The 25,842-nt window shown below is 69.4% G+C and carries 19 protein-coding genes and 1 tRNA gene; 4 read left to right on the forward strand and 16 right to left on the reverse strand.

What is annotated here, in order from left to right; translation table 11 throughout:
- Positions 1–75 precede the first annotated feature (75 nt).
- Both ACFYXA_RS34630 and ACFYXA_RS34635 read right to left on the reverse strand, forming a co-directional pair.
- Positions 76–531 (reverse strand): ATP-binding protein, encoded by a 456-nt coding sequence (locus tag ACFYXA_RS34630; protein ID WP_389040551.1) that lies wholly within the window; start codon positions 529–531, stop codon positions 76–78.
- Positions 532–881: 350 nt separating this feature from the next.
- Positions 882–1,802 (reverse strand): NADP-dependent oxidoreductase, encoded by a 921-nt coding sequence (locus ACFYXA_RS34635; RefSeq protein WP_389040608.1) that lies wholly within the window; start codon positions 1,800–1,802, stop codon positions 882–884.
- A gap of 586 nt (positions 1,803–2,388) precedes the next feature.
- Here ACFYXA_RS34635 and ACFYXA_RS34640 point away from each other — a divergent pair.
- Complete coding sequence (locus tag ACFYXA_RS34640) at positions 2,389–2,823, forward strand: hypothetical protein (RefSeq protein WP_389040554.1); 435 nt, start codon at positions 2,389–2,391, stop codon at positions 2,821–2,823.
- On the forward strand, positions 2,820–5,183 hold the full coding sequence (locus ACFYXA_RS34645) for a hypothetical protein (RefSeq protein WP_389040557.1): 2,364 nt from the start codon (positions 2,820–2,822) through the stop codon (positions 5,181–5,183). Before ACFYXA_RS34640 ends, ACFYXA_RS34645 begins: the two co-directional genes overlap by 4 nt.
- A 164-nt stretch (positions 5,184–5,347) precedes the next feature.
- Here the strand turns inward: ACFYXA_RS34645 and ACFYXA_RS34650 are convergent, their stop codons facing one another.
- The 5 genes from ACFYXA_RS34650 to ACFYXA_RS34670 form a co-directional block, all read right to left on the reverse strand.
- Positions 5,348–7,753 (reverse strand): Helicase associated domain protein, encoded by a 2,406-nt coding sequence (locus tag ACFYXA_RS34650; RefSeq protein WP_389040560.1) that lies wholly within the window; start codon positions 7,751–7,753, stop codon positions 5,348–5,350.
- A 181-nt stretch (positions 7,754–7,934) separates the two neighbouring features.
- On the reverse strand, positions 7,935–8,612 hold the full coding sequence (locus tag ACFYXA_RS34655; protein ID WP_389040563.1) for a restriction endonuclease: 678 nt from the start codon (positions 8,610–8,612) through the stop codon (positions 7,935–7,937).
- Between the two features lie 751 nt (positions 8,613–9,363).
- Positions 9,364–12,378, reverse strand: coding sequence for an AAA family ATPase (locus ACFYXA_RS34660; RefSeq protein WP_389040566.1), 3,015 nt, complete (start codon positions 12,376–12,378; stop codon positions 9,364–9,366).
- Between the two features lies 1 nt (position 12,379).
- On the reverse strand, positions 12,380–13,549 hold the full coding sequence (locus ACFYXA_RS34665) for an exonuclease SbcCD subunit D (protein WP_389040569.1): 1,170 nt from the start codon (positions 13,547–13,549) through the stop codon (positions 12,380–12,382).
- A 375-nt stretch (positions 13,550–13,924) separates the two neighbouring features.
- The gene (locus ACFYXA_RS34670) at positions 13,925–15,751 is read right to left on the reverse strand and encodes an ATP-dependent endonuclease (protein ID WP_389040572.1); all 1,827 of its coding nucleotides are present in this window, start codon (positions 15,749–15,751) and stop codon (positions 13,925–13,927) included.
- Positions 15,752–16,290: 539 nt separating this feature from the next.
- On the opposite strand from ACFYXA_RS34670, the gene ACFYXA_RS34675 reads away from it, so the two are divergent.
- Together ACFYXA_RS34675 and ACFYXA_RS34680 are read left to right on the forward strand one after the other, a co-directional pair.
- Complete coding sequence (locus ACFYXA_RS34675; RefSeq protein WP_389040575.1) at positions 16,291–17,400, forward strand: ImmA/IrrE family metallo-endopeptidase; 1,110 nt, start codon at positions 16,291–16,293, stop codon at positions 17,398–17,400.
- Positions 17,397–18,617, forward strand: a complete 1,221-nt coding sequence (locus tag ACFYXA_RS34680) for a hypothetical protein (RefSeq protein ID WP_389040578.1) — start codon at positions 17,397–17,399, stop codon at positions 18,615–18,617. Before ACFYXA_RS34675 ends, ACFYXA_RS34680 begins: the two co-directional genes overlap by 4 nt.
- Here the strand turns inward: ACFYXA_RS34680 and ACFYXA_RS34685 are convergent, their stop codons facing one another.
- From ACFYXA_RS34685 to ACFYXA_RS34725, 9 genes are all read right to left on the reverse strand, one after another.
- Complete coding sequence (locus ACFYXA_RS34685) at positions 18,618–19,247, reverse strand: hypothetical protein (RefSeq protein WP_389040581.1); 630 nt, start codon at positions 19,245–19,247, stop codon at positions 18,618–18,620.
- Between the two features lie 446 nt (positions 19,248–19,693).
- Positions 19,694–19,767, reverse strand: a tRNA-Met gene (locus ACFYXA_RS34690).
- Positions 19,768–19,828: 61 nt separating this feature from the next.
- Positions 19,829–20,401 (reverse strand): transcriptional regulator, encoded by a 573-nt coding sequence (locus tag ACFYXA_RS34695; RefSeq protein WP_389040584.1) that lies wholly within the window; start codon positions 20,399–20,401, stop codon positions 19,829–19,831.
- Positions 20,401–21,981, reverse strand: a complete 1,581-nt coding sequence (locus tag ACFYXA_RS34700) for a helix-turn-helix domain-containing protein (protein WP_389040587.1) — start codon at positions 21,979–21,981, stop codon at positions 20,401–20,403. Before ACFYXA_RS34700 ends, ACFYXA_RS34695 begins: the two co-directional genes overlap by 1 nt.
- Positions 21,978–22,265, reverse strand: a complete 288-nt coding sequence (locus ACFYXA_RS34705) for a helix-turn-helix domain-containing protein (RefSeq protein ID WP_070201824.1) — start codon at positions 22,263–22,265, stop codon at positions 21,978–21,980. The genes ACFYXA_RS34700 and ACFYXA_RS34705 overlap by 4 nt, the downstream gene beginning before the upstream one ends.
- Positions 22,266–22,383: 118 nt before the next feature.
- Positions 22,384–22,785 (reverse strand): hypothetical protein, encoded by a 402-nt coding sequence (locus ACFYXA_RS34710; protein WP_389040592.1) that lies wholly within the window; start codon positions 22,783–22,785, stop codon positions 22,384–22,386.
- 169 nt (positions 22,786–22,954) lie between these two features.
- Positions 22,955–24,433 carry a UvrD-helicase domain-containing protein gene (locus ACFYXA_RS34715; RefSeq protein ID WP_389040611.1) on the reverse strand — a complete coding sequence of 493 codons (1,479 nt, stop codon included), beginning with the start codon at positions 24,431–24,433 and terminating at the stop codon, positions 22,955–22,957.
- Complete coding sequence (locus ACFYXA_RS34720; RefSeq protein WP_389040595.1) at positions 24,430–24,912, reverse strand: hypothetical protein; 483 nt, start codon at positions 24,910–24,912, stop codon at positions 24,430–24,432. The genes ACFYXA_RS34715 and ACFYXA_RS34720 overlap by 4 nt, the downstream gene beginning before the upstream one ends.
- The gene (locus tag ACFYXA_RS34725) at positions 24,909–25,682 is read right to left on the reverse strand and encodes a DUF6083 domain-containing protein (protein ID WP_389040598.1); all 774 of its coding nucleotides are present in this window, start codon (positions 25,680–25,682) and stop codon (positions 24,909–24,911) included. The genes ACFYXA_RS34720 and ACFYXA_RS34725 overlap by 4 nt, the downstream gene beginning before the upstream one ends.
- Positions 25,683–25,842 lie beyond the last annotated feature (160 nt).

The raw sequence follows: 25,842 nt of genomic DNA on the forward strand, positions 1-25,842 counted from the left end.
GAGGGGACGCCGGCCCGTTGCCGAGGCTGGGCCACCTGCGGGCGCGCCCTCGAGATCGCCGGCGGGCGCGCGTCGTCAGGCCGCGTCGAAGCTCGCCCAGCGGTCGATGAGATCTTCGCTTTCGCGTCCGGATCCGGCCTGGCTTGTGAGGGCAGCGACGATCATGCCGCCACGGCCGTGTTCGTCGGCAGGCCGGGCAGCTGCCCAGTTGTCCGGGGCGGCCTGGGGGCCGCCGTCGCTGACATGGACTTCCACGGCTCCCACGCCTTTGACACAGGCGCGCAGGTGCAGCACGACGGGCGGCATCGCATGGCAGACAGCGTTGGTGACGAGTTCGGAGATCACCAGGAGGGTCTCGTAGATCTGGTCGTCGTCCAGTCCCCACGCGGCCAGAACAGGGCGGGCCTCATGACGGGCCGAAGCGGGAGCGAGAGGCCCGTGATCCAGAAGCAGACCGAACACGTGCTCACCGGTGCAGGCCGCTTGCAGCTCGGGACACTGCTGCCGGCGCGAGATCGTGGTCGTGTTCATCGAAATCACTGCCTGAGGAGCCGGAATGGGTTTTCTGTCCCTTCCAGAACACCTCCAGACGACACAGAGACCATGAGCAATCGCTACCCAAACGCGAAAGCCGGGAGCGCCGACCCGCCCTCGACCGCCCAGGGATCCAGCCGCCGGAACCGGCGGCCCCGGAGAAGGCACGGACACGACCGCCCGGCGCCCCGGGCGCGGTGAAGACCATCTGCCCCTCTGCGTCCATGCCGATCATGGACTTCACGGCGTCCCCCACGTCAAGACTCCACGGGGGACACACCGTCCGCCCTTGCACCGAGAACGCCGACCGGTTTGCAGCACGGCACGCGCTTGTCGCGCGCATGCATCTACGGAATCAGAACGATCTTCCCTGTGGTGCGGCCCTCCTCGCCCAGGCGGTGGGCGTCGGTCGCCTGATCAAGAGGAAATGTGCGATCGATGTGGACCGTGATCCGACCTTCTCCGGCGAGCAAAGCCAGGGCTTCCAGGTCGGCCCGATCGGGTTCCACCAGCATGAAGCCGGCCCGCAGACCGCTCTGCGCGGCCCATTGAACCGCGTCCGCATCGGCGCCGTTGAGTGCGACGACCCGGCCACCGGGCACCAACACCTCAGCCAGGTCCCGGATCTGCCCGGGCACGGTAGCCAAAAGGATATCGACGTCTCTCACCTGGGAGCTCACTACAGAGCTCGTGTAGTCGATGACCTCATCGGCGCCAAGGCCCCGCACGAAATCGTGCTTTGCTCCGCTGGCGGTCGCGATGACATAAGCACCGCGAGCCTTGGCAATCTGAACGGCGAGGTGGCCGACGCCTCCCGCCGCGGCCGGAATGAGTACCCGCTCTCCCACAGCGACCCCAGCCACCGTCACCAGCGCCTGCCAAGCGGTAAGACCCGCCAGGGGAAGGCCCGCCGCTTGGACATGGCTCATGCCGGGCGGCTTGAGAACAAGGTGTCTCGACGGAGCGGTCACGAACTCCGCGTACGCTCCTGCCTCGGCCGGAAACCGTGGCATTCCGAAGACCTCGTCTCCCGGCCTGAAGCGCGTCACACCGGCTCCGACGGCCGCCACCGCCCCTGAGACGTCCCAGCCGACTGAGAAGGGCAGTTCGCCCATGCCTCCCCCGCTGCGCACCTTCCAGTCGACCGGATTCACGCCGGCGGCATTCACCTCGACCAGGACCTCTGCCGGTCCTGGTTGCGGCACATCAACCTCGACAACCTCGAGAACATCCGGACCACCCAACCTGCTCTGCATTACTCGGCGCATGTGTTCATCGATATCAGGCCGGCACCGTGGACAGGTGAGTAGCACATACTCAACATCCGCCTCCGCCATTCCTTCAGATTCATGCCGATCCCAGGAAGAACGCTCCCGTCGGGAGCGTTCAAGGTCGCCAGACGCGTTGCGTCTGCGGCGATGGACCGCGCTGTCCTGCGGGCCTGCTTTCGGACGAGCGGTGACGAGGGATCCCGACCACAGGATGAGCGCGTTGATCGAGCGGGCCAGGGGGCCGCCGTGCCCCGAGCAGCCCGGCCTGCGGGCGCTCGCTGCGGGGAAGAGGCAGGGCTCTCGCTGTACGGCGGCCCGTCTCGGCGCTGCTTGGCAGGGCTGCACGTTGTGCCCGGCCGAAGATCGGCCCTCGCCTGGTTGCCCGCAGAACCGGCTTCAGCCCGCACGGGAGGTTGGCCATTTCTCCGTATGTGGCCCGGGCCGGTCGGGCAAGGGCCGCCGGGAGTCGCACCGCAACTGCCAGGAATTTTGGTGCGGCGGCGGCATGTTCCCACCTGATCGGGAGCCCTGACGGGGGAGGGCGGGAAGCGCGCCATAATGCTCGTGCAACGGGAGGGGTTGTATGAGTGTGTCGTTCTCTCACCAGTTCAACGTGCAGGCGGTCGCAGCGGAAGGTGGGTCCGCCCAGTTCGGGACGAACGTGCTCGCTGGTCTCGTCGACGGGATCGACACGTTCCGGCACGAGTTGGAGCGGAAGCGGCGATCACGCAGCCTGGGGCCCGGGATGCTCGGGGCGTTCTTGTGGGTGGACGACGCTGAACTGCTGCGCCGGATCGCCGAGTTCCAGTTCGGGCTGTGGACGCAGGATCCCGGCCTCATGAAGGCTGCACAGAAGTTCCTGGTTGAGGTGGTGGCCCAGTCCGAGGAGCTGGATCCTGACAGCAACACCCTGACTCCGGACCTGGTCGAACCGGACTACGACGACGAGGAGATGTGGGAGGCGTACACCGCGCTCGCCGACGGCGCACCCGACGAGGGCCCTAGGAACGGCGAGTGACGAGCCTGAGCGACACCGTCGCCCCCGGGTCGCCTCGTTTCGCCTTGCATACCCTGGGCTGGCGTGCCTTTCAGGACCTGTGCGCGGCTGTGCTGCGGGAGGTATGGGGGCAGTCGGTGCAGGCGTTCGCGGACTCCAACGACGCGGGCAGGGACGGCGCCTTCTACGGCACCTGGCAACCGCCGGACGAGCTGGGAGGCGTGCGCGATCTGCTGCCGGGCCCCTTTGTGCTGCAGTGCAAGCACACCAAGAAGGCGGATGCCACACTCGCCCCGTCGGAACTCGAGGACGAGTTCACCAAGGTCCGCGCCTTGGTCGAGCGCGGGGTGTGCGCAACATATGTGCTGCTGACGAACGCCCGGGTCAGCGGCCAGTCCGAGGAAGAGATCCGGCGGCGACTGCGTGCCTGCGGAGTGGCGCATCCCCTGGTCCTGGACGGGCAGTGGCTGAGCGACATGATCGCCTCACATCGAGGGCTGCGGATGTTCGTCCCTCGTGTCTACGGGCTCGGTGACCTGTCGCAGATCCTCGACGAACGCGCCTACACCCAGGCCCTGGTGCTGATGAGGTCTGCGCCGGAGCAGGTTTCCACGTTCGTCGTCACCAGTGCCTACCGCAAGGCCGCCCGCGCCCTGCGCGACCACGGGTTCGTGCTGCTGCTCGGCGACCCGGCCGTGGGCAAGTCCGTCATCGCCCTGATGCTCGCCATCAGTGCCGCCGACAACTGGGGCTGCGTGGCCATCAAGCCGCGGACCTCCGACGAGCTGGTGCAGCGCTGGAACCCGCACGAGAAGGATCAGTTCTTCTGGCTCGATGACGCCTTCGGCGCGGTCCGTCATGAGGAGATCCTCACCCACGCCTGGGCGCGGGACCTGCCGCACGTGATGAGCGCCGTGAAGAACGGGGCCCGGGTCGTGCTGACCTCCCGCAACTACATCTACAACGAGGCCCGGCCCCTGCTGAAGCCGTATGCCTACCCCCTGCTGCACGAGCAGCAGGTCACCGTCGACGTCGCCGACCTCGCCCGCGCGGAGCGGCAGCAGATCCTCTACAACCATCTCGCTGCGGGCGATCAGCCGGCAAGCGTGCTCAGCCAGATGAAGCCGCACCTCGAAGCCGCAGCCGACGCCGAGCCATTCCGTCCCGAAGCAGCACGCCGTCTCGGACTCCAGGCCTTCACCACCGGGCTGTCCCAGACCCGCGAGAGCATCACGTCCTTCATGGCCCAGCCGCGGCAGCTCCTGATCGATATCTATGACCAGCTGGACGTGGACGCCCACGCAGCTCTCGCCCTCGTGTACGCCACAGCCCAGGACAAGGGGCTGTCCAGCCCGCTCGCCCTTGATCCGGTCCAGCGCGACATCATCGAACGGGCTGGTGCCTCACCCGGTGCCACCAGCCGGGCCATGGCCACGCTCACCGGTACCTTCCTCACCGAGGCGACCGCCCTTGACGGGCAGGCGTATTGGTCATTCCACCACCCCACTCTCTGGGAGGGCTTCGCTGCCTGGCTGACCACCCAGAGTCACTTGCTTCCCATCGTCCTCACCGGCATGACCGACCAGGCCCTGCTCTCGCGCACGGACTGTCTGCCCGACGGTAGCGAGCAACGTCAGGGCACTCTCCTGCGCATTCCGTCACCTCTGTACCAGGCGACGGCCCAGCGGATCTCCCCGCTACTCCGACTTCGCCGCGACCCTCACATGGTGTTTCGGGATGAGTACGAGCGTGAGCAAAGCATCCTGTCCTACTTATGGCGGGGCAGTAGCAACGGCTTCCTACGTGCCTACCTCGTAGAAGATCCGGAACTACACACGGTGCTCCTGGACTTCGAGGCACCGGCCAAAGACGATCTCCGCCCACGGGTACTGGCCCGCCTCCACCACGCCGGCCTGCTCCCCGAAGAGATCCGGCAGGAGGCGATCTCCCATATGACGGACCTGGCCGTCACGGCGCCGGACGCCTCGTGGATCGAAGACAACGACTGGCAGAAGGAGGCTTGGCACGTCCTCCTCACCGATGAAGAACGCGAGAGCCTGTTCGATCACGTGCGCCGTGAACTCGTTCCCTGCCTGGAACGGCGGGTAGACGACTGGGCCTACGAGTTCAATGGCGACACAGACAACGACCCCGTCGATGACGCACTGTTCTGGTACAGCCAAGCCTTTGAGCGACGACTAGACAATCGCACAGCCGGTGAGTTCGACCGCGCGCGCGACATCTACCAACAGGTCCGCGAGGAGCCGGACGAAGCCCCCCGCGGCGGGGCTCCCGGCCCCGCCCCCTACCGACGGGAGACCCCGCAGAGCACCCAACCGATTCCAGAACAGCGCAGTCTTTTCGACGACATCGACCGCTGATAGACGGCCAGAACGCCCATCATGGACCCCGCCTGCGCAGCGTTCCCTTGGTTTCCGCCACGCTCTGCAACAGGACCCGTGCCATGACACCGTTCCCCAGCCGATCACGCGGGGCAGCACGAAGTACGAGGACTGGCTACCGAGTTGAGCTCGGCGGCCGGTCCTCACCCGTTCTCGGGCTCGGTGGTGCCAGGAGCGGAGATTGCCTTGATGCCGTACTCGGCGAGGGTCGCGGTCAGCATCTGCGTCTGGCCGGGCGGGAGTTGCCCGGCGTTCAGCCTGGTGCGGGCCTTGGCGAGCCAGGGGCCGATCATGACGCGTTCACCGTCGACCTCCATCCACTCGCGGGCGCCGGGGGTGCGTCCCCAGCGCTCGACGAACAGGCCGAGGATCCGCGCGGTCTGGGCGAAGGTGCGCCGCCTCGGGGCGCCGGTGCTGGGAGGAGCCTGGTCGGGGGTGAGGCCGATCCGGGTGAGCAGGTCGCGCTGCCCGGGGGCGAGTTGGGTCCAGGTGGTGAATTGGCGGTGCAGCCAGCTGCCGGCCTTCACTGTTCCGATGACCGTGTCGCGGGTCAGGGTGGCGGGGTGGGTGCCGGCTTCGATGTGGCGGCGGATGGCGTGGTACTTGCGGTGCCAGTCGGGACCGTGCGGGAGTTTCCAGTCCGGGTCAAGGGCGGTGAGTTCGGCGGCGCGGGCGGGGGCGAGACGGCCGTTGCGGGCGGCGGTGCGCTGGTCGGCGAGGAACTGGCCACCGGGCTGATGGGCGGGAACGGCGAGGTGGCCGTGCTCGGCGTGGAAGGCCTCGACGGTGGCCATGTGCCCCTGCCAGAGGGCCTCGTGCTCGTCCCAGACCATGCCGAGCGCCTCCAGCTCGGCGATCCACGCCGCATCGAGGGCGCCCGCGCGGCAGGCGGTGCGCTGGCCGGTGATGAAGGAGCCCAGCCGATAGCCGTAGGCGTCCTCGTAGTCGGCAGGCACCCGCAGGTGGCCGTGTTCGGCGTGGTAGCGGATGGCGGCGGCGAGACCGGCGCGGCGGGGGGCGGACAGCACGGCGCCGCTGGAGGGCCACACCAGCAGGTCGAGGGCACGGGCGATCGCCGAAGGGTCGAGGGTGTGGTCGAAGCGGAAGCGGCGGGTGATGTAGGTGTGGGAGTCGCGGGCGGGATGCTGGTTCTTGGCCCGTGGGGCGCGGGCGGCGATGGTCTGATCGTGGTGGCGCAGGGCGGCGGTGACCAGCCAGAGAGCCTCGTAGGGGGTGCCGAGGAGGTCGGTGGGGTCCGCGCCGGGCGGGATGTAGGCGGGGATGACGAGGCTGGCCGTCTTCGTCTTGAGGGTGGGGGGTTTGCGCAGGGCGCGGCCGAGGGCCTGGACGATGCGGCGGACGCTGGCGGTGCGGTCGGCGAAGACGACGCCGTCGACGGCCGGCAGGTCGACGCCTTCGCCAAGGATCTTGGCGTTGGCCAGTACTCCCCGCTCGGCGTCGGTGAAGCGGGCGATGATGTCGGCGCGCCGGTGGGGGCTGTGGGTGCCGTCGATGGACTGCACGACGGTCTCGCCCGCCCAGTCGGGGCGCAGTTCCTCGGGGAGGGTGCGCAGGGTGTGGGCGAACTGGCGGGCGAAGTCGGCAGCGTCGGCGATCTGCTGGAAGTAGACGAACACGTGCCGCAGGTCCTGCTCGCGCATGGCTTTGAGGATGGCCAGGTGCAGGGCGGTGGTGCGGCGCGCGGTGGGCCCGGCTTGCGGATCGGTGAGTGCGGTGCGCAGTTCGGTGTCGGTGACGGTGGGGACGACGAGCTGGTAGTCGGCCAGGACGCCGTCGTCGATGGCGTCGGCGTGGGAGTAGGTGTGCAGGCGGGGGCCGAAGATCTGCGGCTGGTCCATGGTGGCCAGCAGGGCCGGGTCGTCCCAGGCGGGTGCGGTGGCGGTGGTGCGCTTGGGCTGCGCTCTGGTGGTGGGCGGCTCGGTCAGGCGGGGGGCGTCCCACACATAGGGGGTGGCGGTGAGGTAGAGGCGGCGCTCGGCAGGGATGCGCTCGTTGTCGTGCAGCGCGGTCCAGTTCTTCTCCCAGGTGCCGGCCGTGGCGTGGGCTTCGTCCACGACCAGCAGGCCGAAGAGGGGGGCGGGGAAGATCGCGGAGTGCTGGGCCTCTTCGATCTTGGACAGCGAGTCGTAAGTGAAGAAGACCGTCGCTTTGGGGTGGCGGCCGAGCCAGTAGGCCAGGTACTCCCCCGCGTTGGCCGAGTCGACCTCGGCCTCGGCGAGCAACGGGTGGGAGGCGGCGCGTAGCGAGGAGACGGTAATCATCGGCTCGCGGCGGCCGTCTGCGCGGGCGGCCGCTGCCCACTGTGCGACCAGGTCCAGGCTGGGCACCGCCACCGCCAGGTGCCGCACGCCGAGTTCCTCGGCTACGCGCAGTGCGAAGAGGGTCTTGCCGGTGCCGCAGGCCGAGACGGCGTGCCCGCGGGTGCGCGGGCGGCGCAGGTGGCGAACCGTGTTGGCGAGGCCCTCCTGCTGGTCTGTGCGCAGGACCAGACGCCCGGGGTGTTCTGTTGGGGTGGGACTGGCGGTCATCGCGCGTTTCCTCGGCATGCAGGAGGGGCTGACTCGCGTTCATTCTCGCGTAGAGCAGGGGTGCGGCGCAGTGTCTCTGCTCTGGCGGGGGCGCGCTGCGAGCCATGCGCGCCCCATGATCAGTGTTGTCGGATGCGGACAGGGGGCGGCGGCTCGGGGCCCGGGCTTTCTCCGCTTGGTTTCAGGCAGCCCGGCGGAAGGCTGTCTTGCGTGCCGTGGGCAGGCGCAGAAGGTCTTGCAGGGGCGTGCCGTGTTCGGCCCACCGGCGCAGGCGGTCCCGGTCGATCCAGTGCACCTGGTGGCGTTCGCCCCATGTTTTGGCGTCCCGGGTGAAGGAGCCGTTGGTGACCACGACTGCGATATCGGCTCCGTGCGCGGGGCCTGCGGTGCCTTTGACCTGGTACATCACGGATGAGCCGACCTTGCCGGCGACGGTGGTGTGCTTGGCCTGCAGGACGATTCTGCCGCGTTGGCGGTCCTCGCCGATGACGTCTGCGGCCTGGTCTCCTTGTCGGCCGACCTGCCGTGCGTTCCAGCCGTCCCGGAGGAGCAGGTCACGCAGGGCGAACTCGAAGGCCCGGTCGTCCATGGCGTCGAGTTGCGCGAGCGTGATCCGGAGCCGGGCCAGCGTCTGGGCCCGCACCTTCCGGGCCTGCAGTTCACGGATGAACCGCCAGGCTGTGTAGCCGAGGGCGAGAGCCGCGAGGACGGCGAGCCATGGCCAGATGCGGACGGCTGCCTGCCATGTGGCTGTGGCGATCTTGGCCAGCAGCCAGAGTGCGGCGCAGGCGACGGCCGCGGCGGCGGCCTGTTCCCTGCCGCCGCGGGGTGGGCGTAGCCGGGGCGAGCGGCGGGGCATCAGTGGCCCACGCTCGCTGACACTGATGGTGTAGGGGTTTGCGGTGGTGTCGGGGAGGCCTCTCCGAAGCCGATGAGCTGGCTCCATAGCCACACCACCGCGATCAGCCCTGCGATTGACCAGCCGCTCAGTTTCTTCGCGCTGGGGCGGGGTTTGCGTCGGTAATGACTTCGCACCTTGTAGTAGCCCTCGGACGGCTTCGCCACTGCTTCCTCCTGCGTGTCGTCAGGCCGCCAACTGCGGTCTGATCTCTGGGAATTGGTGTAGCAGCGGGCACTGACAAATCCGCCGGTTTGATCAGCGGAGGCCTTCGCAGTGCCTCGAAAACGCGCCGTGATGCGGTCACGGGTCCGCGGTGTTCGAACATGCGGGACAGTGGTTCTCGGGTCTGCGGAAACTCCTGTCATGCGGACGGGACTGGCGTGTTCTGGTACGGCTGTGGTGGCCCATGCAGGTACTCATGCACCGCAGTGCTCTGTTTCCGTCACTTCGACCACATGCAGAAATGGCATGAAACAGTACGTGTTCGATGCGCTCCTTCTTGGGAGGCAGGTCGGGTGCCTTCAGGGATGGGCGGCTTTCGACGCGGGGGTGCTGTGGGGCTGCCTTCTCGGCGGGGCCGAGAGGGGTAGGGGCAGCCCCGGCGGTTGTGGCTACGCCTTGGGCCGACGGCGGATTGAAGATCGGTGAGTGTGCGCGGCCTGGGGCTTGCGTTTCGTCGGCGAGGGCGGGTCCGGCGTCCGTCGTGGGGTCATTCGGCCGCTTCGGTGAGGTGTGTGAAGGTGGAGCCGTCGATGTTCTTGGAGATGTGCAGGCGTTGGGTGATGCGGCGGCGGAGTTCGGGGACGTGGCTGATGAGTCCGACGGTGCGGTCGTGGGCGCGTAGGGAGTCCAGGACGTCGAGGACTTGGTGGAGGGTGTCTTCGTCGAGGGTGCCGAAGCCTTCGTCGATGAAGAGGGTGTCCAGTGCCTGGCCGCCGGCTTCGGCGGTAACGATGTCGGCCAGGCCCAGGGCGAGGGCCAGGGAGACGTAGAAGGATTCGCCGCCGGAGAGGGTGTCGGTGTGGCGTTTGTGTCCGCTCCAGGCGTCGAGGACCTTGAGGTCCAGGCCTGATTTGGCGCCTCGGGCGGCTCTGTCGTCGGAGTGGACGAGGGTGAAGCGGTGGTGGGACATGCGTGACAGGCGGGTGTTGGCGGCGTCGACGACGTCTTCGAGGCGGGCTGCCAGTACGTAGGACTCCAGTTGCATGCGGAGCTGGTTGCTGGGTGAGCCGCCGCTGATGAGGCCGTGGAGGTGATCGACGGTGCGGTAGGTGTCCTCGAGGGGTTCCAGGCGCTGGATGTGGGTGTCCAGCTGAGCGGTAAGGGTGGCCAGGGTGGTTGCGCGGTCGGCGGCCTGGGTGGCGAGGGCTGCCGTGCGGGAGTGGGTTGCGGTGGCGGTGTTCAGTTCGGTGACGGCGTGCTCGAGGTCGGCCGGAGGCTGGGCGATGGCTGCCTGCAGTTCGGGGTCGGCGAGCCGGGCGGTCAAGACGAGGCACTGTTCACGCCAGTGGGTGATTTGGCTCTCGATCGCGGTGAGTTCGTCGTCGGGCAGGCGGGCGGCCGAGGCTTCGGCCGGGGAAGTGAAGCCTGCCGCGTGGGCTGCCTGCTTCGCCAGAGCGGCGGCGCTGTGGCGGCTTGCGGCGGTTGCTGTCACGGTGGCGGCGCACGCGGCGGCGGCCTCGAGGCGGCCGGCGTGCTGGGTGAGGTCGGTGATGCGGTCTGCGAGTGTGGCGTGCCCGTTGAGAGCGGTCGCGAGGCGGTGGGTGAGCTCTTCGCGCTGCGTGTGCAGGCTGTCGTAGGTGGCGTCGGCGGCGCCCAGGCGTGCGGTTGCGGTGTTGCGGGTGTGCTCGGTTTCGGCCTGTTCCTTTTCCAGGAGGGCGAGTTGTTCGCTGGCCGGTCCGGCGTCGGATGCTTGGGAGAGGGCGTCGGCGAGGTGTTGCTCGAGCGTAGTGCGGTGGGCGGTGAGGTCGGCGAGGGGGGTGTCGCCGCCGGCTTCACCGCGTGCCGTGGCGGCTTGTTCGTTCAGGTGGGCCAGGGTCTCTTTGGCCTTGTTCTCGCTCTGCTGGGCGCGGGTGTGGGCGGCTTCGGCGGCCTGTTCGTCGGCGGCGGTGGGCTGGCCTGGCTGGGCGGTGGCGGGTGCGGGGTGGGTGGGGGAACCGCATACGGGGCAGTCTTCGCCGTCGACGAGCCGGCCGGCGAGCTCGGCGACGATGCCGTCTGTACGACGGCGCCGGATGTCGATGTACGTTTTCGCGGCTTGCTCGGAGTCCTTCTCGGCCTGGCTGAGGACTTTGTGGGCGGCGCTGATCTGCTGGTCGAGGGCGTCACGGCGTCTGGCGGCTTCCAGCTGCTTTTCGACGAGGTTGAGGGTGGGGGTGAGTTCGCGGCTGGTCTCCTGCGCGCTGCGGGCGTCTTCCAGGCGTGCGGCCAGGGCGGCGCGGCGTTGGGGAAGGGTGTTGAGCCGTTCCTGGGCGTCGGTGAGGGTTTCGGTGAGCTGCCGGCGCTCGCGGTCGAGTGCGGCCAGTTCTGCCGTGTGGCGCTGAAGGGTGGCCTCGTCGGGCAGCAGCGCTTGGACGGCGCCGGTGTCGGCGTGCAGTTGCTGCGCGGCGTGAGTGAGGCCGGCGGCGTCGAGGGATGCGTGTTCGAACAGCAAAAGGGCGCGGGCGCGGCTGTCGTCGTCCAGGGCACGGGTGTGCTCGAGGTCGGCGGTGTGTGCGGTCTCCAGGACGGATTGCAGTTGCTGGGCTTTCACGGCGCGCTCGCGGCGGTCGGCCAGGCGGTCGTGATGGGCGGTCTGCTCGTGGAGCAGGCTGAGGTCGTGTGCGGTGGTGCGGTGGGTCTGCTGGAGACGGTGGAGGTCGCGGACGGCCTGTTCTGCGATGCGGGCTTGCGCCAGCTGCTGCTCGGCGGTCTCGGTGGCGGTGGTTGCGGCGTCTTGGAGGGTGAGGGCCTGGCTGTGCAGGGCGCTGGCCCAGGCGCGGGCGGGGGCGGTGAGGGTGGCGGGGTCGTCGGCCCGGGGGGCGTCCTGGGCGGGTTCGAGGTCGTCGCCGGCTGCCTGCTGGATGCGTTCGGCCAGGCGCAGGACGTCGGCGCGGGCCTCGTCGCGCGTCTTGGCGGTGAGGGTTTTGCGGGTGGCGAGGAATTCTTCGATGAGGCCGAAGCGGCGGGTGCCGAAGAGGGTGCCGAGCAGGATGCGGCGTTCGGATGCGTCGGCGCGCAGGAACTTGGTGAACTCGTTCTGCGGGAGCAGGACGACCTGGCAGAACTGCTGCCGGGTCAGGCGCAGAAGGGACTTGATCTCTTCTCCGGCTTCCTTGTGGGACTTGATGACGCCTTCCCACTGGCCGTGTCCGTGTTCGTCGAGGACCCACTGGTGCAGGTAGGTTTCGGCCTTCTGGTCGACGAGTTCTGCGCTGTTGCGCAGGTGGGGTCGCTTCTGGGCGGGGATTCTGCGGATCTGCAGGCGCTTGCCGGCGAGGGTTACTTCCAGGGTCACTTCGGTCAGCAGGTTGGCGGGCGCGTGATCGCTGCGCAGCCGCATGTTGCGTTCGTGAGGCGGCAGGCCGTAGAGGGCGAAGCAGATGGCGGCGAACAGGGTGCTCTTGCCGGCGCCGGTGTCGCCGTGCAGGAGGAACAGGCCGTCGGCGGACAGGGCGTCGAAGTCGACGGTGTGCCGGCGGGCGAAGGGGCCGAAGGCCTGCAGGCGCAGGGAGTGCAGACGCATGTCAGACGGTTTCCTTCTCCTGGGCGCGCACGCGCATGTCGTCGACGGCCTCTTGCAGGAGGTCTGCCTCTGCGGTGGTGGGTGGGGTGCCGCGCACGGCGGTGATGAAGTCGTGGGCGATGTCGAGGTCGCCGCGGCCGCGTACCCGTTCGCGGTAGGTGGGGCTGTCGGTGGCCTGCGCCGGGATGCCGGCGGGTACGTGCCGCATGTCCAGCGTCTTGGGGAAGCGCTGTCTGAGTCGTGCCATCGCCTCGTACGGGAGGGCGGTGTCGGTGAGGGTGACCTGTAGCCAGGCTTCGCTGTGAGGTTCGTGTGCGGGATTCGTTAGCAGGTCTTCGATGCGGCCGGTCAGCCGTGCCAGCGGCAGGTGGAGGCCGGCCGGGATGTCGTGGCGGGTGATCGTGGGGGCGCCGTCGGCCGGCAGGTCGGCCAGAGTAAGGGATTTGGTGTGGTTGGTCTCGGAGAAGGAGTAGGCCAGTGGGGAGCCGCTGTAGTGGATGCGGTCGTTGACGCTCTGCGGGCGGTGGAGATGGCCCAGGGCGGTGTAGTGGATGCCGTCGAAGAGGTCGGCGCCGGCGTGGGCGATGCCGCCGACACTGATGTCGCGTTCGCTTTTGCTGGTGGTGGCGCCGGTGATGAAGGCGTGGGCGAGGACGACGGAGCGGGTGCCCGGTCGGGTGGCGAGGTCAGCGCGGATGCGGTCCAGTGCTGAGGTGAGAACGGCCTGGTGGGAGGCTGTCTCGGCGTCCAGCTGGGTGCGTGCCAGGGCGGGCTCGAGGTAGGGCACTCCGTAGACGGCGACGGGGCCGTGCTCGTCGTCGAGGAGGACGGGGCGGGCGGCGTCGGCGGGGTCGGTGCGCAGGTGGACGCCGGCTTTGGCGTACAGGCCGGAGCCAGTACCGAGACGGTGGGCCGAGTCGTGGTTCCCGCTGATCATGACGGTGGGGATGCCGAGGTCGGCGAGCTGGTGCAGAGCCCGGTCGAACAGGCGTACCGCGTCCAGGCTCGGGATGGCACGGTCGTAGATGTCGCCCGCGATCAGCAGGGCGTCCACCTTCTGGGTGCGGGCGGTGGCGCAGATGTGGTCCAGGACCTTGCGCTGGTGGTCGATCAGATCTTCCCCGTGGAACCGGCGGCCGAGATGCCAGTCCGAGGTGTGCAGGAACCTCATGGGCACAGACCGTAACCAGAGTGGTGGGAGCTACGGGCGGTTTTCCCGATAAACGGTCTTGTTTCGGGGGCTTGGGGCACGTGAGGGAAAGGTTTCTTCGTCTGCGTGGCCGGGTGGCGGAGCCGGACGCGGCTCGCAGGGTGATTGTCAGTGGCAGGAGGCAAGATAGGCAGTGGGGGAAGGAGGATGTGATGTCGTCATCGCGTTCTGCCAGGACCGAGCACACTGCGGCGCCCGGGGGCTGCCGGTGGTGCGGAATCGAAGCCCGCGCGCACGCGCGGCAATGGACTGCGGAGGCCGGATGGCACGCCTGGACGGCGCCGACCACTGAGCAGCGCAAGGAGCGCATGCTGCAGCGGCGAACGCAGCAGCAGGTCAGCAGGCGAGGGCCTGCACCTCGGTGAAGATGTCCCGTAGCTGCTGGGGGACCTCTTCGGGGGTGGTGAGCATGGACACCAGTGCGTAGAGCATGTCGGCCTTGCCGTTGGGGCTGCTCTCCGCGGCCTGCTGTTTGATCATGTAGAGGATGCGTTCGCTGAACTTGCCGCCCCGGTGTTCGGTGAAGTCGTCGGCGCTCCACAGCTGGCCCTGGGGGCGGGGCCAGTGGGCGTTGGCGGCGGCCGCCCACTGGAGGTCGCTGAAGAGCTCCTCCAACTCGTTGTAGCCGTCGCTCTCGCCGACGTAGGCGACCTGCTTGGTGAGGTCGAGGCCGGCTTTGATGAGTTTCTCGGTCTTGAAGTGCTTATTGGTGCGGCTGTCGGCGTCGACCATCAGCATGACGGTGCGGTGGTGCTTGACGAGGTAGCCCGCGAGGTGGAGTGCTCCTTCGTTGTTGTCGCAGGCCCACAGGGCGATGCCGGCCGCCTGCAGGGGCAGTCCCTGCGAGAGGCGGAAGAGCAGGGGCACGCACTGCTGCTCGGTGGGGCCCTCGACTGCCAGGAAGCAGCGTTCGTGCAGCAGGACGGAGTTGCGCAGTCCCACCGCGGCGGCGATCTGGCCGAGGTGGAAGTCGATGCCGTCGTGGGTGTCGTCGTCGAGGCGCTCGACGAGGGTGCGGCCGCTGTCGCTGAGCTTGAGGTGGACGACGTCGGCGATGTCGACGCCGTCGATGAGGTTCATCGAGTGGGTGGCGACGATGACGCTGACGTGGGGAAGGGCGCACTGCTTGCGGATGATGTCCATGACGGTGCGCTGGTGGCGGTAGTCGAGGTGGGTGTCGGGCTCGTCGTAGACGACGATGGTCTGCGTGGGCTGCGGCTCGTCCTGCTCGCCCGTCGCTGCGAGTTCGCTGCTTTCGAGGAGGCTGCTGGTCCACTCCCACACGGCGAGGGCGATGCGCCGGGTGCTGCCCTGGCCCGAGCGGGTCAGGTCCACGGGCTCGCCGTCGGCCTTGGAGACCTCCAGCGGCGCTCTTTTGAAGCCGCCCTTGAAGGAGACCTCGGGCTTGACGTCCACGCCGACGAACTCACGGCAGTGCTGGCGGATGTGCCGGCACAGGGAGTCCGCTTCCTTCTCCAGCCGCTGCGTGATCTCCTTCTCGATCTCCCGGACCTGTCCCTGGAGGGTCTCGTCCTCCAGGTGGGTCTCGTAGCAGCTGTTCAAGGCGGTGCGCACCGCGTCGTCGGGGCTCTCGTCCTTGCCGCCGAATGCCAGCAGCCGCGGCAGACGTGCCTCGAGGTCTTTCGGCAGCGGCTGCCACTGGTCGGTCTGCGGGACGGTCGTGGCGTGCGCGGTGAGCGCTGACAGCAGGTCTTCCTTCAGCGTGCCCGACGGGACGAGGCCGAACTCGGCGACCAGTTCGGCCAGGTCTTTCTTCATCAGCCGGCCCAGGCCCTGCAGGCGGTTGTCGGCGGGCTGCGATCCGAAGAACTCCCAGCACGCCGCCTCGCCGGCCCGTGAGCGGCGCCGGATGCGCAGCTCGGCCGGTAAGGGGGCGGCTGCGGCCTGCTCGGCCGTGTCCAGGCGGAAGACGCCCTCCACCCATGTCTCCGCGCAGCGCTGTCCCTTGACGCCCTCGTCCTGCTGGTAGGTGCGGTCCTCGTCCGTCAGACGGTGCTCGCCCAGCAAGAAGGCCAGCGCGGCCAGGACCGCGCTCTTGCCGCCGTCGTTGCGGCCGGCCAGGATCGTCGGGCTGCTGACCGGGATGTCCTGTACATGAGTCAGCGAGCGGAACCCGCACGCGGAGAAGCGGATGAGGTGCACGGTCGAGCTGCTCCGTATCTCCCCGCTCCGCCGGGCGACGGACAGGGTTGTGGCGTGCGGGCGTTACGCGTGCAGATGAGGCACCTGAGCACTCATCGCAGGCAGTCATCCTAGAGGGACACAGAGCAACAGCTCCCCCTTTTGCGTCAGTTAGGGTCTGGCCCGGGTAAGGCGGGACTCTGCGCGCTGGGGCTGGAACGCCGCATGCCACAGAAGCCGGGTGCTGCACCGGCACGGCCTCGCGGCGTACGTCTTGACCAGCGCGGACCGGAACAGCACGGCCCTGCGGCCGGAAGCCGGGAGCGGAGGTTCGAGACCCGGGACGTCGCGGCCGCCATGACGGAGCACTTCGCCGAGGGCGTCACGGCCAATCGAGCCTCGTCTCGGGTTCCAGGAGCAGTCATCCGCGTGAACGAGCGGCGTCACGCCGCCCGCCCATCCCCAGAGGCTGCCTTGACGTTCTGTCATTTTTGTCAACTTCGATACACGAAGGAATATTTGAGGCTAATCTTTTGAGGTCTGATCTGAGGTGGTACGACGTGAGCGACGTACATTCGGCGCAGCCGGGGATGCTGGTGGTGGCCCGCGAGTTCCGCGGCATGACACAAGCCGACGTGGCTGAGGCGATGATGAAGGGCTCCGGCGGTGACGCGGCGGTATCGCAGGGGTACGTAAGCCGCGCTGAGAGCGGTCGGCTGGCGGTCTCAGGAGAGCGGCTGGAGCTCTATGCGGCGGCGCTGGGGTATCCGCCGGAGCTGCTGTGTCTGGATCCGCAGGTGCATGGGGTCGGCGTGGGGCTGGTCCACCACCGCAAGCGTGCGTCGTTGACCGTCTCCGCTCTTCGGCGCCAACATGCCCATCTCGCCCTGACACGGGTTCAGTTGCAGGGCATCGCCGCGTGCCGACCCGGTCTCGGCGTGCGGGCCGCAGCCATTCCCACTGTCGCACTCGACGCCCTGACCACCGCCAAGGATGCAGCCCGGCAGATCCGCAAGGCCTGGGGCATGCCGCCGGGCCCGGCGGCGGACCTCACCGCGTCCCTGGAGACGGCCGGAGTTCTGGTGGTCGCGCGTAATCTGGGCAGCGGCCGGCTCGATGCGGTCAGCCAGTGGGACGGCACGCAGCCGCCGCTCATCCTGGCCAACCACCACGCGCCCGCAGACCGCTACCGCTTCAGCCTGGCGCACGAGCTGGGGCACTTGGTCCTGCATCAGTCCCCCGGCGATAGCGCCATACAGGAGCGGCAAGCCGACGAATTCGCCGCCGAGTTCCTCATGCCCGCGCGTGACATCCGCTCCGCCTTCACGCCCCGCGTCGACCTGGAACTGCTGGCCCGGCTGAAGCGGGAGTGGAAGGTGTCGATGGCCGCGCTGCTGCGCCGGGCGCAGAGTCTGAACATCGTCACGGATTGGCAGTACCGCAGCGTGATGGTGGAGATGTCCGCGCTGGGCTACCGCACGGCCGAACCGGTCGAGATAGACCGGGAGCGGCCCCGATACGTCCCCGGGCTGATCCGCTCCGCTCTGGCCGCGGGGATGAGCGAGGAAGAGCTGGCCCGCTGCGCCCGGCTACTGCCCGAGGACTTCCAGCTGCTGTACGCCCCGCGTGAAGGCGCGACGGTGGATTCCGCTTCGAAGGTGAGGCCATGACTGAGTCGTTCCCCTCCCCGCGCCCGGGCGCCGGCTCCGATCCCGCGGAGCCCCCCGACCCTCCTCACAGCCCCGTTGTACCTGTGCAGTTGAAGGGGCGGATGCTGCTGCAGGCCGGAGTGAGCCGCGTCGGCTATATCCGCGAGCAGCTCGATCCGGTGCGCAGCGGGCTCGTCGTCAGCGGTCCCGGGGCGGCGGCGAAGGTCCGCAAACTGCGCGAGGAAGGATTCACCGGACCGCTGCTCGCGGATCCCGCCGTCTACACCATGGCGGCGGCCAGCGAGGACGATCCCTTCCCCGACGTCTCGAAAGGCCAGCTGGCCTTCGGCGACCCGCTGCAGCTGTCGATCGAGGAGCAGGTGGGCCACCGTGCCGGCGCGACGGCGGCCATGACGCCCACCGGATACCTGCACGCGGAAGACTCCGACGCCCTCAAGGCCGCCGTCCACCAGGTTCTCAAGCTGGAGGACCCTCACGTCTTCTTCAGTGTTCCCATGGACGTGGGGTGGCTGCGCGACGACGCGGTCGGGCAGCTGATCGCCTGGCTCAATGTCGTGCCGAACCCCAAGGCGGTCATGCTCGGCGGACAGATGGACCCGCTGGCCGGCTTCTCCCAGGCGGTGGGCAACCTCAAGCGGCTGCTGGCGGAGGTGCCCGGCACGGCGCTGTTGCGTGCCGATCTCGCAGCGTTCGGGGCCCTCGCCCACGGGGCGGTGTTCACCGCCTTCGGCGCGACCAGCAGCGTGCGGCACATCGTGCCGCCCGGCCAGGCCGCCAAGCGGTCCGCGGGCGGACCGAACTCCCCCTCCGTGCTGCTGCCGGAGCTGATGGACTTCTTCCTCGGCGAGACGCTGGCGAAGCGGTTCGCCGCGGGGCTGGCGCCGGTGTGCCGGTGTGCGGCCTGCGACGGGCTCGTGCTGGACACCTTCGTCGACAATCACTGGCAGGTGCCGGCCGCCGCCCATAACGCCGCGGTGCTGATGGAATGGCTGCGCACCATGGACGCTGTCGAGCCGGCCGGGCGGCCCGCGTGGTGGCAGCAGCGCTGCCGGCGCGCGGTGGACCGCTACCCGGTCCTCAACGCGGAACTCGACCATCCCGGGTTCAGCGCCTTCAAGGTGCCCGCGCAGTTGCTGCAGTGGGCGCAGGCCCCCGTCGCCTCGCAGACTTCGTCCGCGGCGCGTCCGGTGGCGGGAGTGGAGCGCGGTGAGGTGTGACTAGCCGATGCGGTGGTGGAACTCCTCGATGAAGCACCAAGCTGCTGGGGTGTGGCGGCGCGGGATGTAAGGCCGGGGTTCCAGCAGCATGTCCACGCTCTCGCCGTCTGCCGCCAGGACGCCGATGCCGTAGAAGGCGGCTTCCATCAGCATCTCCTCAGCCGCCGGTGGAGCGCTGTCCAGCAGCAGGGCGCGCCGGCAGAAGGGGGCGAAACGGCCGGCTTGTTCGAGTCCTCCGCGCCAGCCAGCGGCGCTTGCCCGCACCACGGCGAGATCAATGGTGAGCGGCCGCACCGCGCGCCGGGTGACCTCACGGCAATCGACGTCGGCGGCGCCGGCCGGAAGCCGCCGTACCGCCGCACGCAGCCGTGCGGGCAGCGAGGCGAGGTCGACGGGCTCGTCGACGGGCAGCTCCAGAAGAGTCTGCAGCGCGTCGAGACTGTCCAGACGGGTCGCTGAGACGCGGGTGCGGCGTGCGCATTCTTCCTCGTCAAGGCGGTAGAACAGTAGCGCCTGGCTGCCCATCAGCTGGAGCGAGACAGACAGCGCGGCAGGATCCAGCACGGCCGCAGAGGCTGCGCGTACCGACGTGCCCACCGACGGGCTGGCCAAGGTCACCATGGCGTTCACCCTGCCTCATCCGACTTCGGCCGCACCCGGCGGCCCCGACTATCCCACCCGATGGGGCACGGCCGTCTCGTCCAAACGTTCCAAAATCCCGCCCATTCCCTGCCACAGTGCTATGTCGCCGACCGCACGGTAGAACTACCGCTCTTGCCCTGGCACCAGGGCCTGCGGGCGGCATACCGCGCGGCCAGGTGGGCCACGGCGCAGGTCCGCACGGCACGGCGGCTTGCGCAGACCGGCTTTGTTCAGATCAGGACCTGCTGCGAAATCCCAGCCGTCACCGAGGACTCCTCTGTTCGCCGCAGAGAGTCCAGCAGAACGGCCTGAGATCGATCACCTCGGGCAGGCAGCAAGGGCGGCCGGGCCTCCTGCCGGGCAGGAGCCAGACGTGAGAGCGTGCCAGGAACGCGAAAGAGCCCGGATCGTGTAGATCCGGGCTTCTTCGGCAGTAGCGGGGACAGGATTTGAACCTGCGACCTCTGGGTTATGAGCCCAGCGAGCTACCGAGCTGCTCCACCCCGCGTCGGTGTCCCCTACCGTACGCCATCCCAGCAGGCGCCGAAGACCACGTTTCGGCGCGGGCTCTATGCGGCGAAGCCGACGTTGGTGACGTACTCGTACTGGCCCCACTGCGAGCCGAGGTCGACGATCGTGTCCTGCCACGCGGCGTCGAGGCCCTGATGGTCGCCGGCCGCCCAGGAGCCGACGATGCGGTCCCAGCGGCGCACGTTCATCGTCCGGTACTCCACCACGCGCTGCAGCTGCTGCGGCACCTGGGACTGGTTGAGCGGGTGGATCTCCACCCGGGTGCCGCGTCCGTCGCGGTTGAGGCGTCTGAGGAGATGGCGGGCGACGTTGTGCCGGCGCACTGTCCGGTACGCCTGGTCGATGCGTTCCAGGCTGGTCTTGGAGGGGCGGCGTTTGCCCTCCAGCCAGGCCTTCAGCGTCCGGCGGGTCACGGTGAGTCCGGCGTCCTGCGCGGCCTTCAGGGTCTGGGTCGACTTCGTCAGGTAGTGCAGGCGCGCCATCCAGCCGCGCTTGGCGGTCACGGGAGTGGCGATGCCGCCCGCGAGTTCATCGAGTTTGCGCGCGACGGCGTCGCTGCCCTTGATGCCCCGGGCGCCGAACCTCCCGAAGTCGATGTTCTTCTCCGGCACTACTCCCCCTCGCCTTCGTGCTCAGCGTCGTCGGTTCCGGCGGTGTACGTGTCCTTGACCTTGACCTCGGTAACAGCTCGGCCTTCGGCGAAGACACGGCGCCAGTCACCGATGACGTGGAGTTCGTCGGTGCCCATCGCCCGGACGACGGCCAGGCCCTCGTCATGGGCCTTGAGTGCCTTGAGCCAGAGGTTGGCGAAGGCCTGGCTGCGGATGAGGTGCATCCAGTCCGGGCGGTAGAGCTCCCGGTTGTAGTTCGACTCCCCCATGGTGGAGACGAACTTCGAGTACATCGCCTTCACGTACTCCAGCGTCACCCTGTCGCGCTGCTCGATCGCCGTGTCGCGGGCGTCCTTCAGGGCGATACGGAACTTCTCCAGCAGGTTCTCCGTGGCCCCGGAGGTGTACGACTCGTGGATCTGAGGAGGCTCGCACAGCTGGTGCCTGGGGCCGGACAGGCGCAGCAGGAGGCGGAGCGTCGGCTCGGTGACCCACAGGGGGCCGGGCTCGTCCCGCTGGCCGATCGGGTTGGGCAGCACCGCCTCGTGCTCCCACTCGGGCGGGGTGATCAGGTGGACTCCGGAGCGGCGGCGGTCGTGGGCGAGGCCGGTGGAGTGCTCGAGCTGGCCCAGGGGGAGGTGCGTCTTGAGGGCGGAGAGGTAGGCGCCGTTGATGTCGAGCGAGGTCACCTGATGCCGGCCGGGCGGGAGTTCGTGGCGGGTCCACTTGGGGCGGGCTTCCCAGATCTGGTCCGCGCCGCGCGCGGTCTGCTTCTTGAGGATGTCGGGGATCCAGGGGTGCGCGATCACGTCGTAGCGGGCGCCCTTACGGGTCTCGTCCAGCAGTCGCATCGCGTCCGGGATGGCCCGCTTCACCAGCGCCGCCGTGGCTGCGTCGACGTCGCCCCGGTGCTCGGCAAGCGCACCCTGCACGGCCTCACGGATCAGGTCGACCGGGCCGGACGTCTCCTGGAACGCGTGGCGGGCCGGGCCCGTGGAACGCTTAGTCGCCCGCGCCGGACGTGGCGTGCGCAGCGGCGCTTTCAAGGTGTGCGCGGTGGGCTGTCCGGCTGGCGGGGCAGCTGGGGCCCCGGTGGCGGTGGGCCGGCAGTCGGCCGGGGCCAGGTGCTGAGCGAACCCCGCCACGCGTTGTCCGGCGGGATGGCCGCACAGCACGCAGGGCTCGGGGGCGACGAGCAGCTCCACGTCGTCCCCGTCCTCGTCCTGGCCGAGGTCGGGCGAAGACAAGGGGGTGGCAGTCGGGGCCGTGCCTGACGCGACGGGCTGCTCCGCAGCCGGCGCCGCCTCGGTCTCGGTCTCGGTCTCGGTCTCGGTCTCGGTGGCGAGCTTGGCGTTCAGTCCGTCCAGCAGGTAGGCGTATTTGGTGCGGATCTCGCCGGCCGGGTCCCGGCCGCTTTCCCATCCGCTGAGGGTTGAGGGGCTCACGCCGAGCGCGCGTGCCACCTGTGCCTTGGACAGCCGAGCCCGCTCCCTCAGCTCGCGGCGCACGTGGCAGGGCGGGAGTTCGGCCTGGGGGCCGACGGCGTCGAGCAGCGAGTCGATCGCGTCGAAGTCGCTCACCGGCCCGTCCCCCTCGCTTCGGTTCGCACGGTACGGCGCCTGTCGGCGGGCAGCGCCTCGCACGCTCTGGTCGGACCCGCCAGGAGATCCAGCGCGCCGATGCCGTAGTGCTCGGCCAGGACGTCGACGTCGCGCAGGCTCCAGGAGATGGCGCCCGACTGCCGGCGCGACACCTGCGTCTGCGTCAGTCCCAGCACCCCCGCGACCGACCGCTGCGATTCGCCCGTCACCTGCATCAGCGCGGCAACCGTCAGCCGCAGCGACTCCTCCAAGCGCAATCCCATGCCACCATCTTACCTGAATCCATGCAACTTTCGCATCTACATCAGCTTTTCACTGTCATTAATGCAGAAAAGCTTTCAGTGTTCTGAGGGAGCTGAAGGTTCTCGGGCACCCGGTGTGTCAGCGATCCATGCCGCCGGGATCACGCGGAAGCCGTCGGGTCGCGCGCCGGGCTTCCCGATTCTCCTGGCGCGCCTGTTCCACGGCACGATCGGACAGGCACCGGGGGCACACGAGGTCCACGACACGGCGGTGCAGGGCCCGGCGCAGCCGGAGCCCGGGCGGTGGCGGCCACCCACGGCAGTGGCGGCGCACCGTACGCACTCCAGTGCCCAAGAGCGCGGCGACCAGGGAGGCGTTGCCGGCGTAGTGGGCCAGGAGGAACGCCATCTGCGCCTGGTGGCCGGCCGGGAACCGGGCCGCGAACTCGGTGCGCTGCTCTGGCCGGAGGAGGGCATCGTGGTGTTCGCAGCGCGGCGTCTTCTTGTTGTGCCGGGCGATGCCCGGTGAGCTGATGTCCATAGCTCAAGAAGCCTGCTGGGGGCCTGCTGTGGACAGCGGGCTGCCATTGAGGACTTCTCGCATGCGCCGTCACCGACAGAGGCAGCCGCCCGTCCCTTGCGATTCCGTGCCGCTGCTCCCCGTGCATCTTCCAGGCGGAGGCTCCGAACGCCCGGAACCGCCCTGGGCATCACCGCGGTGGCTGAGGACCGGCCGGTGCTCCTTCCGGATGCTCGTTGATCCAGGACAGGCCGCCGATGTCGAGGCGGTGCCGGGTACGGGTGACGGCTACGTAGGCCAAGCAGGCCTCTTTGTCGTCGATCCGGCGGAGGGTTGTCTGCCCCGTGCCGTCCGGCGGCCCGTCGGAGGGTGGGGTGAAGTCGTCGGCGATCTTCACCTTTGCCCATTCCCGGCCTTTGGCCTTGTGCGCGGTGGAGACGGTTACCTCGGCCTGGTCTGCGGGCGCGAGATGCGCCACGGCGGCCAGGGTGGCGTCCGCGCCGTGGGTGTCGACCAGGTCGACCAGGGGTTGCAGATCGCGGCCGGCGGGGTCGTAGGCGGCGTAGTCCTGCAGATCGCCCCAGGTGGTGAACAGCACCAGTTCGGGGTGGGTGGTGCGGCGTCCTTCTTTGAGGTCGCGGGCTGCCAGGGCCAGAGCGCGCAGGCTGTCTCCTCCCCCGGCCAGCGCGACTCGGTGTCCGTAGGACAGCAGCTCCATGACCTGGGCCATGGCGCCGACGTTGGTACGGCACAGGACCGCGTCGGGCCGGGTGACGGGGCCGAGTTCGGTGGGCACGGCGTCGGCGCCGGTGAGACGGATGGGGGCGTCGGCCAGGTGCAGCCAGCGGTTGGCTTCCTCGGCGAGGCGGGGGCCGAAGCGGAAGGACCGGGACAGGGCGAGCTGGGTGCCGTCGAAGCCGGCCATGACGTCTTTGGCGCCGCGCCAGTGGTAGATGGCCTGGGCGGAGTCGCCGACCATGACCAGCTGGGCGTGGTCGCGTTGGGCGAGGAAGATCTTCTCGACGACGGGGTTGGTGTCCTGGGCCTCGTCCAGGAGCAGGAAGTCGGCGTCGATCTTCGGCTGGGTGAGGGCCCAGATCTTGAGGTAGTGGTCGTGGTCGAAGCGGACGGCGCCCTCGTCGGGGTGCTGCAGGTCCAGCCACGCCTTGCGGGCGAACGGGACGAGGTGGGCGGCGAGTTGCGCGTGCAGGCTGGGCTCTTCCAGGCCGCGCAGCTGGGGGACGTGGTGGCGGGTGATCGTCGCGTCGGCCGTGTGGCAGAAGCGGGCCACGGTGCGCAGGGTGACATAGGAGAGGGTCTTTTGGGACAGGTCGCGGTCGCCGACACGGATGGCTTTGGTGATGCCGAGGGCTTGGCCGGTCTGCCAGGCGGGGCGGCGGGGGGCGCCCAGGCGGCTGGTGTAGCGGTGGCCGACGGCGGCGTAGGCCAGGGCGTGGGCGGTCTTGCACAGGACGCTTTTGGGGAAGCGCCTGGTGGCGTCCTGGGCGATGGCCCGGTTGTAGGCGAGGTAGCGGCCGCGGCGCTGGGTGGCGTGGGCGAGCTGGGTCAGGGTGGTGGTCTTGCCGGTGCCCGCGCCGGCTTGCAGGGACAGGTGTTCGCCGGCATGGAAGGCGTCGGCTGCGGCGGCCTGTTCGTCGGTCGGGTTCAGCACGGCGCGGCTCCGGAGGTGCGGGTCAGGCAGTGCCCGACGGCCGCGATGAGATGGGCTGGGGTGGTGTGGGCAAGCAGGTGCTGCAGGGCTCGTTCGAGGCGGTCGGCCTCGGCGGCGGCGTGCTGGGCAAGGTCCTGGTGAACGGCCAGCTCCAGGAAGCGCTGGGGTGTTTGTGCTGCTCGGTCGGCCGCTGCCCTGAGGGCGGTGTGTGCGGCGGACGCGAAGGCCACGTTGAGGAGGATCTTGCCGCTTCGGTCGGGGTAGTGCGTGGTGATGACGTCGACGGGTAGCCGTGTGCCGATCTGGCGGCGCAGTCGGGTGATGGCCTTTCGAGGGGTCTTGGCGCGTACGACGGTCATGAGCCGGGTGGCGGCGCGGTCGGGGGCGAGCCGCATCGTGCGGGCGGCGTGTTGAAGTTCGGCCGTGGTGAGGGGCCGGGTCAGGGTGATTTCCAGGGCGTGGTGCGCCATCGTCACGCCTGGTCGCCGGGGGCATGCGGGAGGCGGGTGCGGATGTGGGCTGCGTGCAGGAGGGGGTCGAAGACCTGCCATCCGGCCAGGGCGAGGTCGGCGGCGTTCGGCGCTGCGGCATGGGCGGGGCAGTGCTGGGTGCGCCAGCGCAGCTGCTCGCCGTACGGCAGGCGGCTGAGGTCGTAGACGGCCATCGGTCCGGTGGGCAGGGTGAGTTGGCCGCGCTGGGGGCCGGCGGGCAGGAGCTTCCAGATCCCTTTGGGGGTGCCGGGAGCCAGTACGGGCAGCGGACAGCGGCGGCGGTGCCGGGTCTGGGCCACACACCGAATGTCCTCGATCGGCCGGTCGGCGAGATAGCGGCCCAGCAGCAGCTGTACGACGGGGCGGGCAGGCCGGGCGCTGCTGGCGTCCGGCTCGGGCGGGGGCGGCGCGGCCGGGGCGAAAACCCCTGAGTCGATCAGGCGGCGGGATCGGACGCCGAGTCGGCGGCGCATCTCCTCGACGTGGGAGGTCAGGCGGAGCGTCGGGATGCGGGCCGGGCAGAGCACGGCGTGCGGGATGCGGCACCAGGCGCTGCCGTCACCGTGCGGGTGGGCGATGCCGCAGCTCAGGTGCCAGCGGCAGGAAACGGGGACGAGGGCAGCGGCCAGTTCGGCGGGGTGCAGGGCGATGGGGCGCTGGTCTGTGCGCTGGTAGAAGTCGATGGGGTTGCCGCACGCGCGGCAGCGGCTGCTCTGGCCGGTGCGCAGCAGGCGGCTGGGGCTGGTGGCGGCCACGCGCAGCGGGCGTCGGGGCCGGGGTCGCGGGGGCTGCCGTCCCAGCGGCATGCGGTGGAGGTGGAGTTGGGGCACATGGCGGTGAAGGTGCCAGGCGGCGCGCCGCCGCACCGGGACGGCTGCTCACGGTGTCCTGCGGATGGCGCAATCCCGGGGAACG

Origin of the sequence: Streptomyces sp. NPDC002566 (genome assembly GCF_042889585.1) — a bacterium.
Lineage (GTDB): Bacteria > Actinomycetota > Actinomycetes > Streptomycetales > Streptomycetaceae > Streptomyces.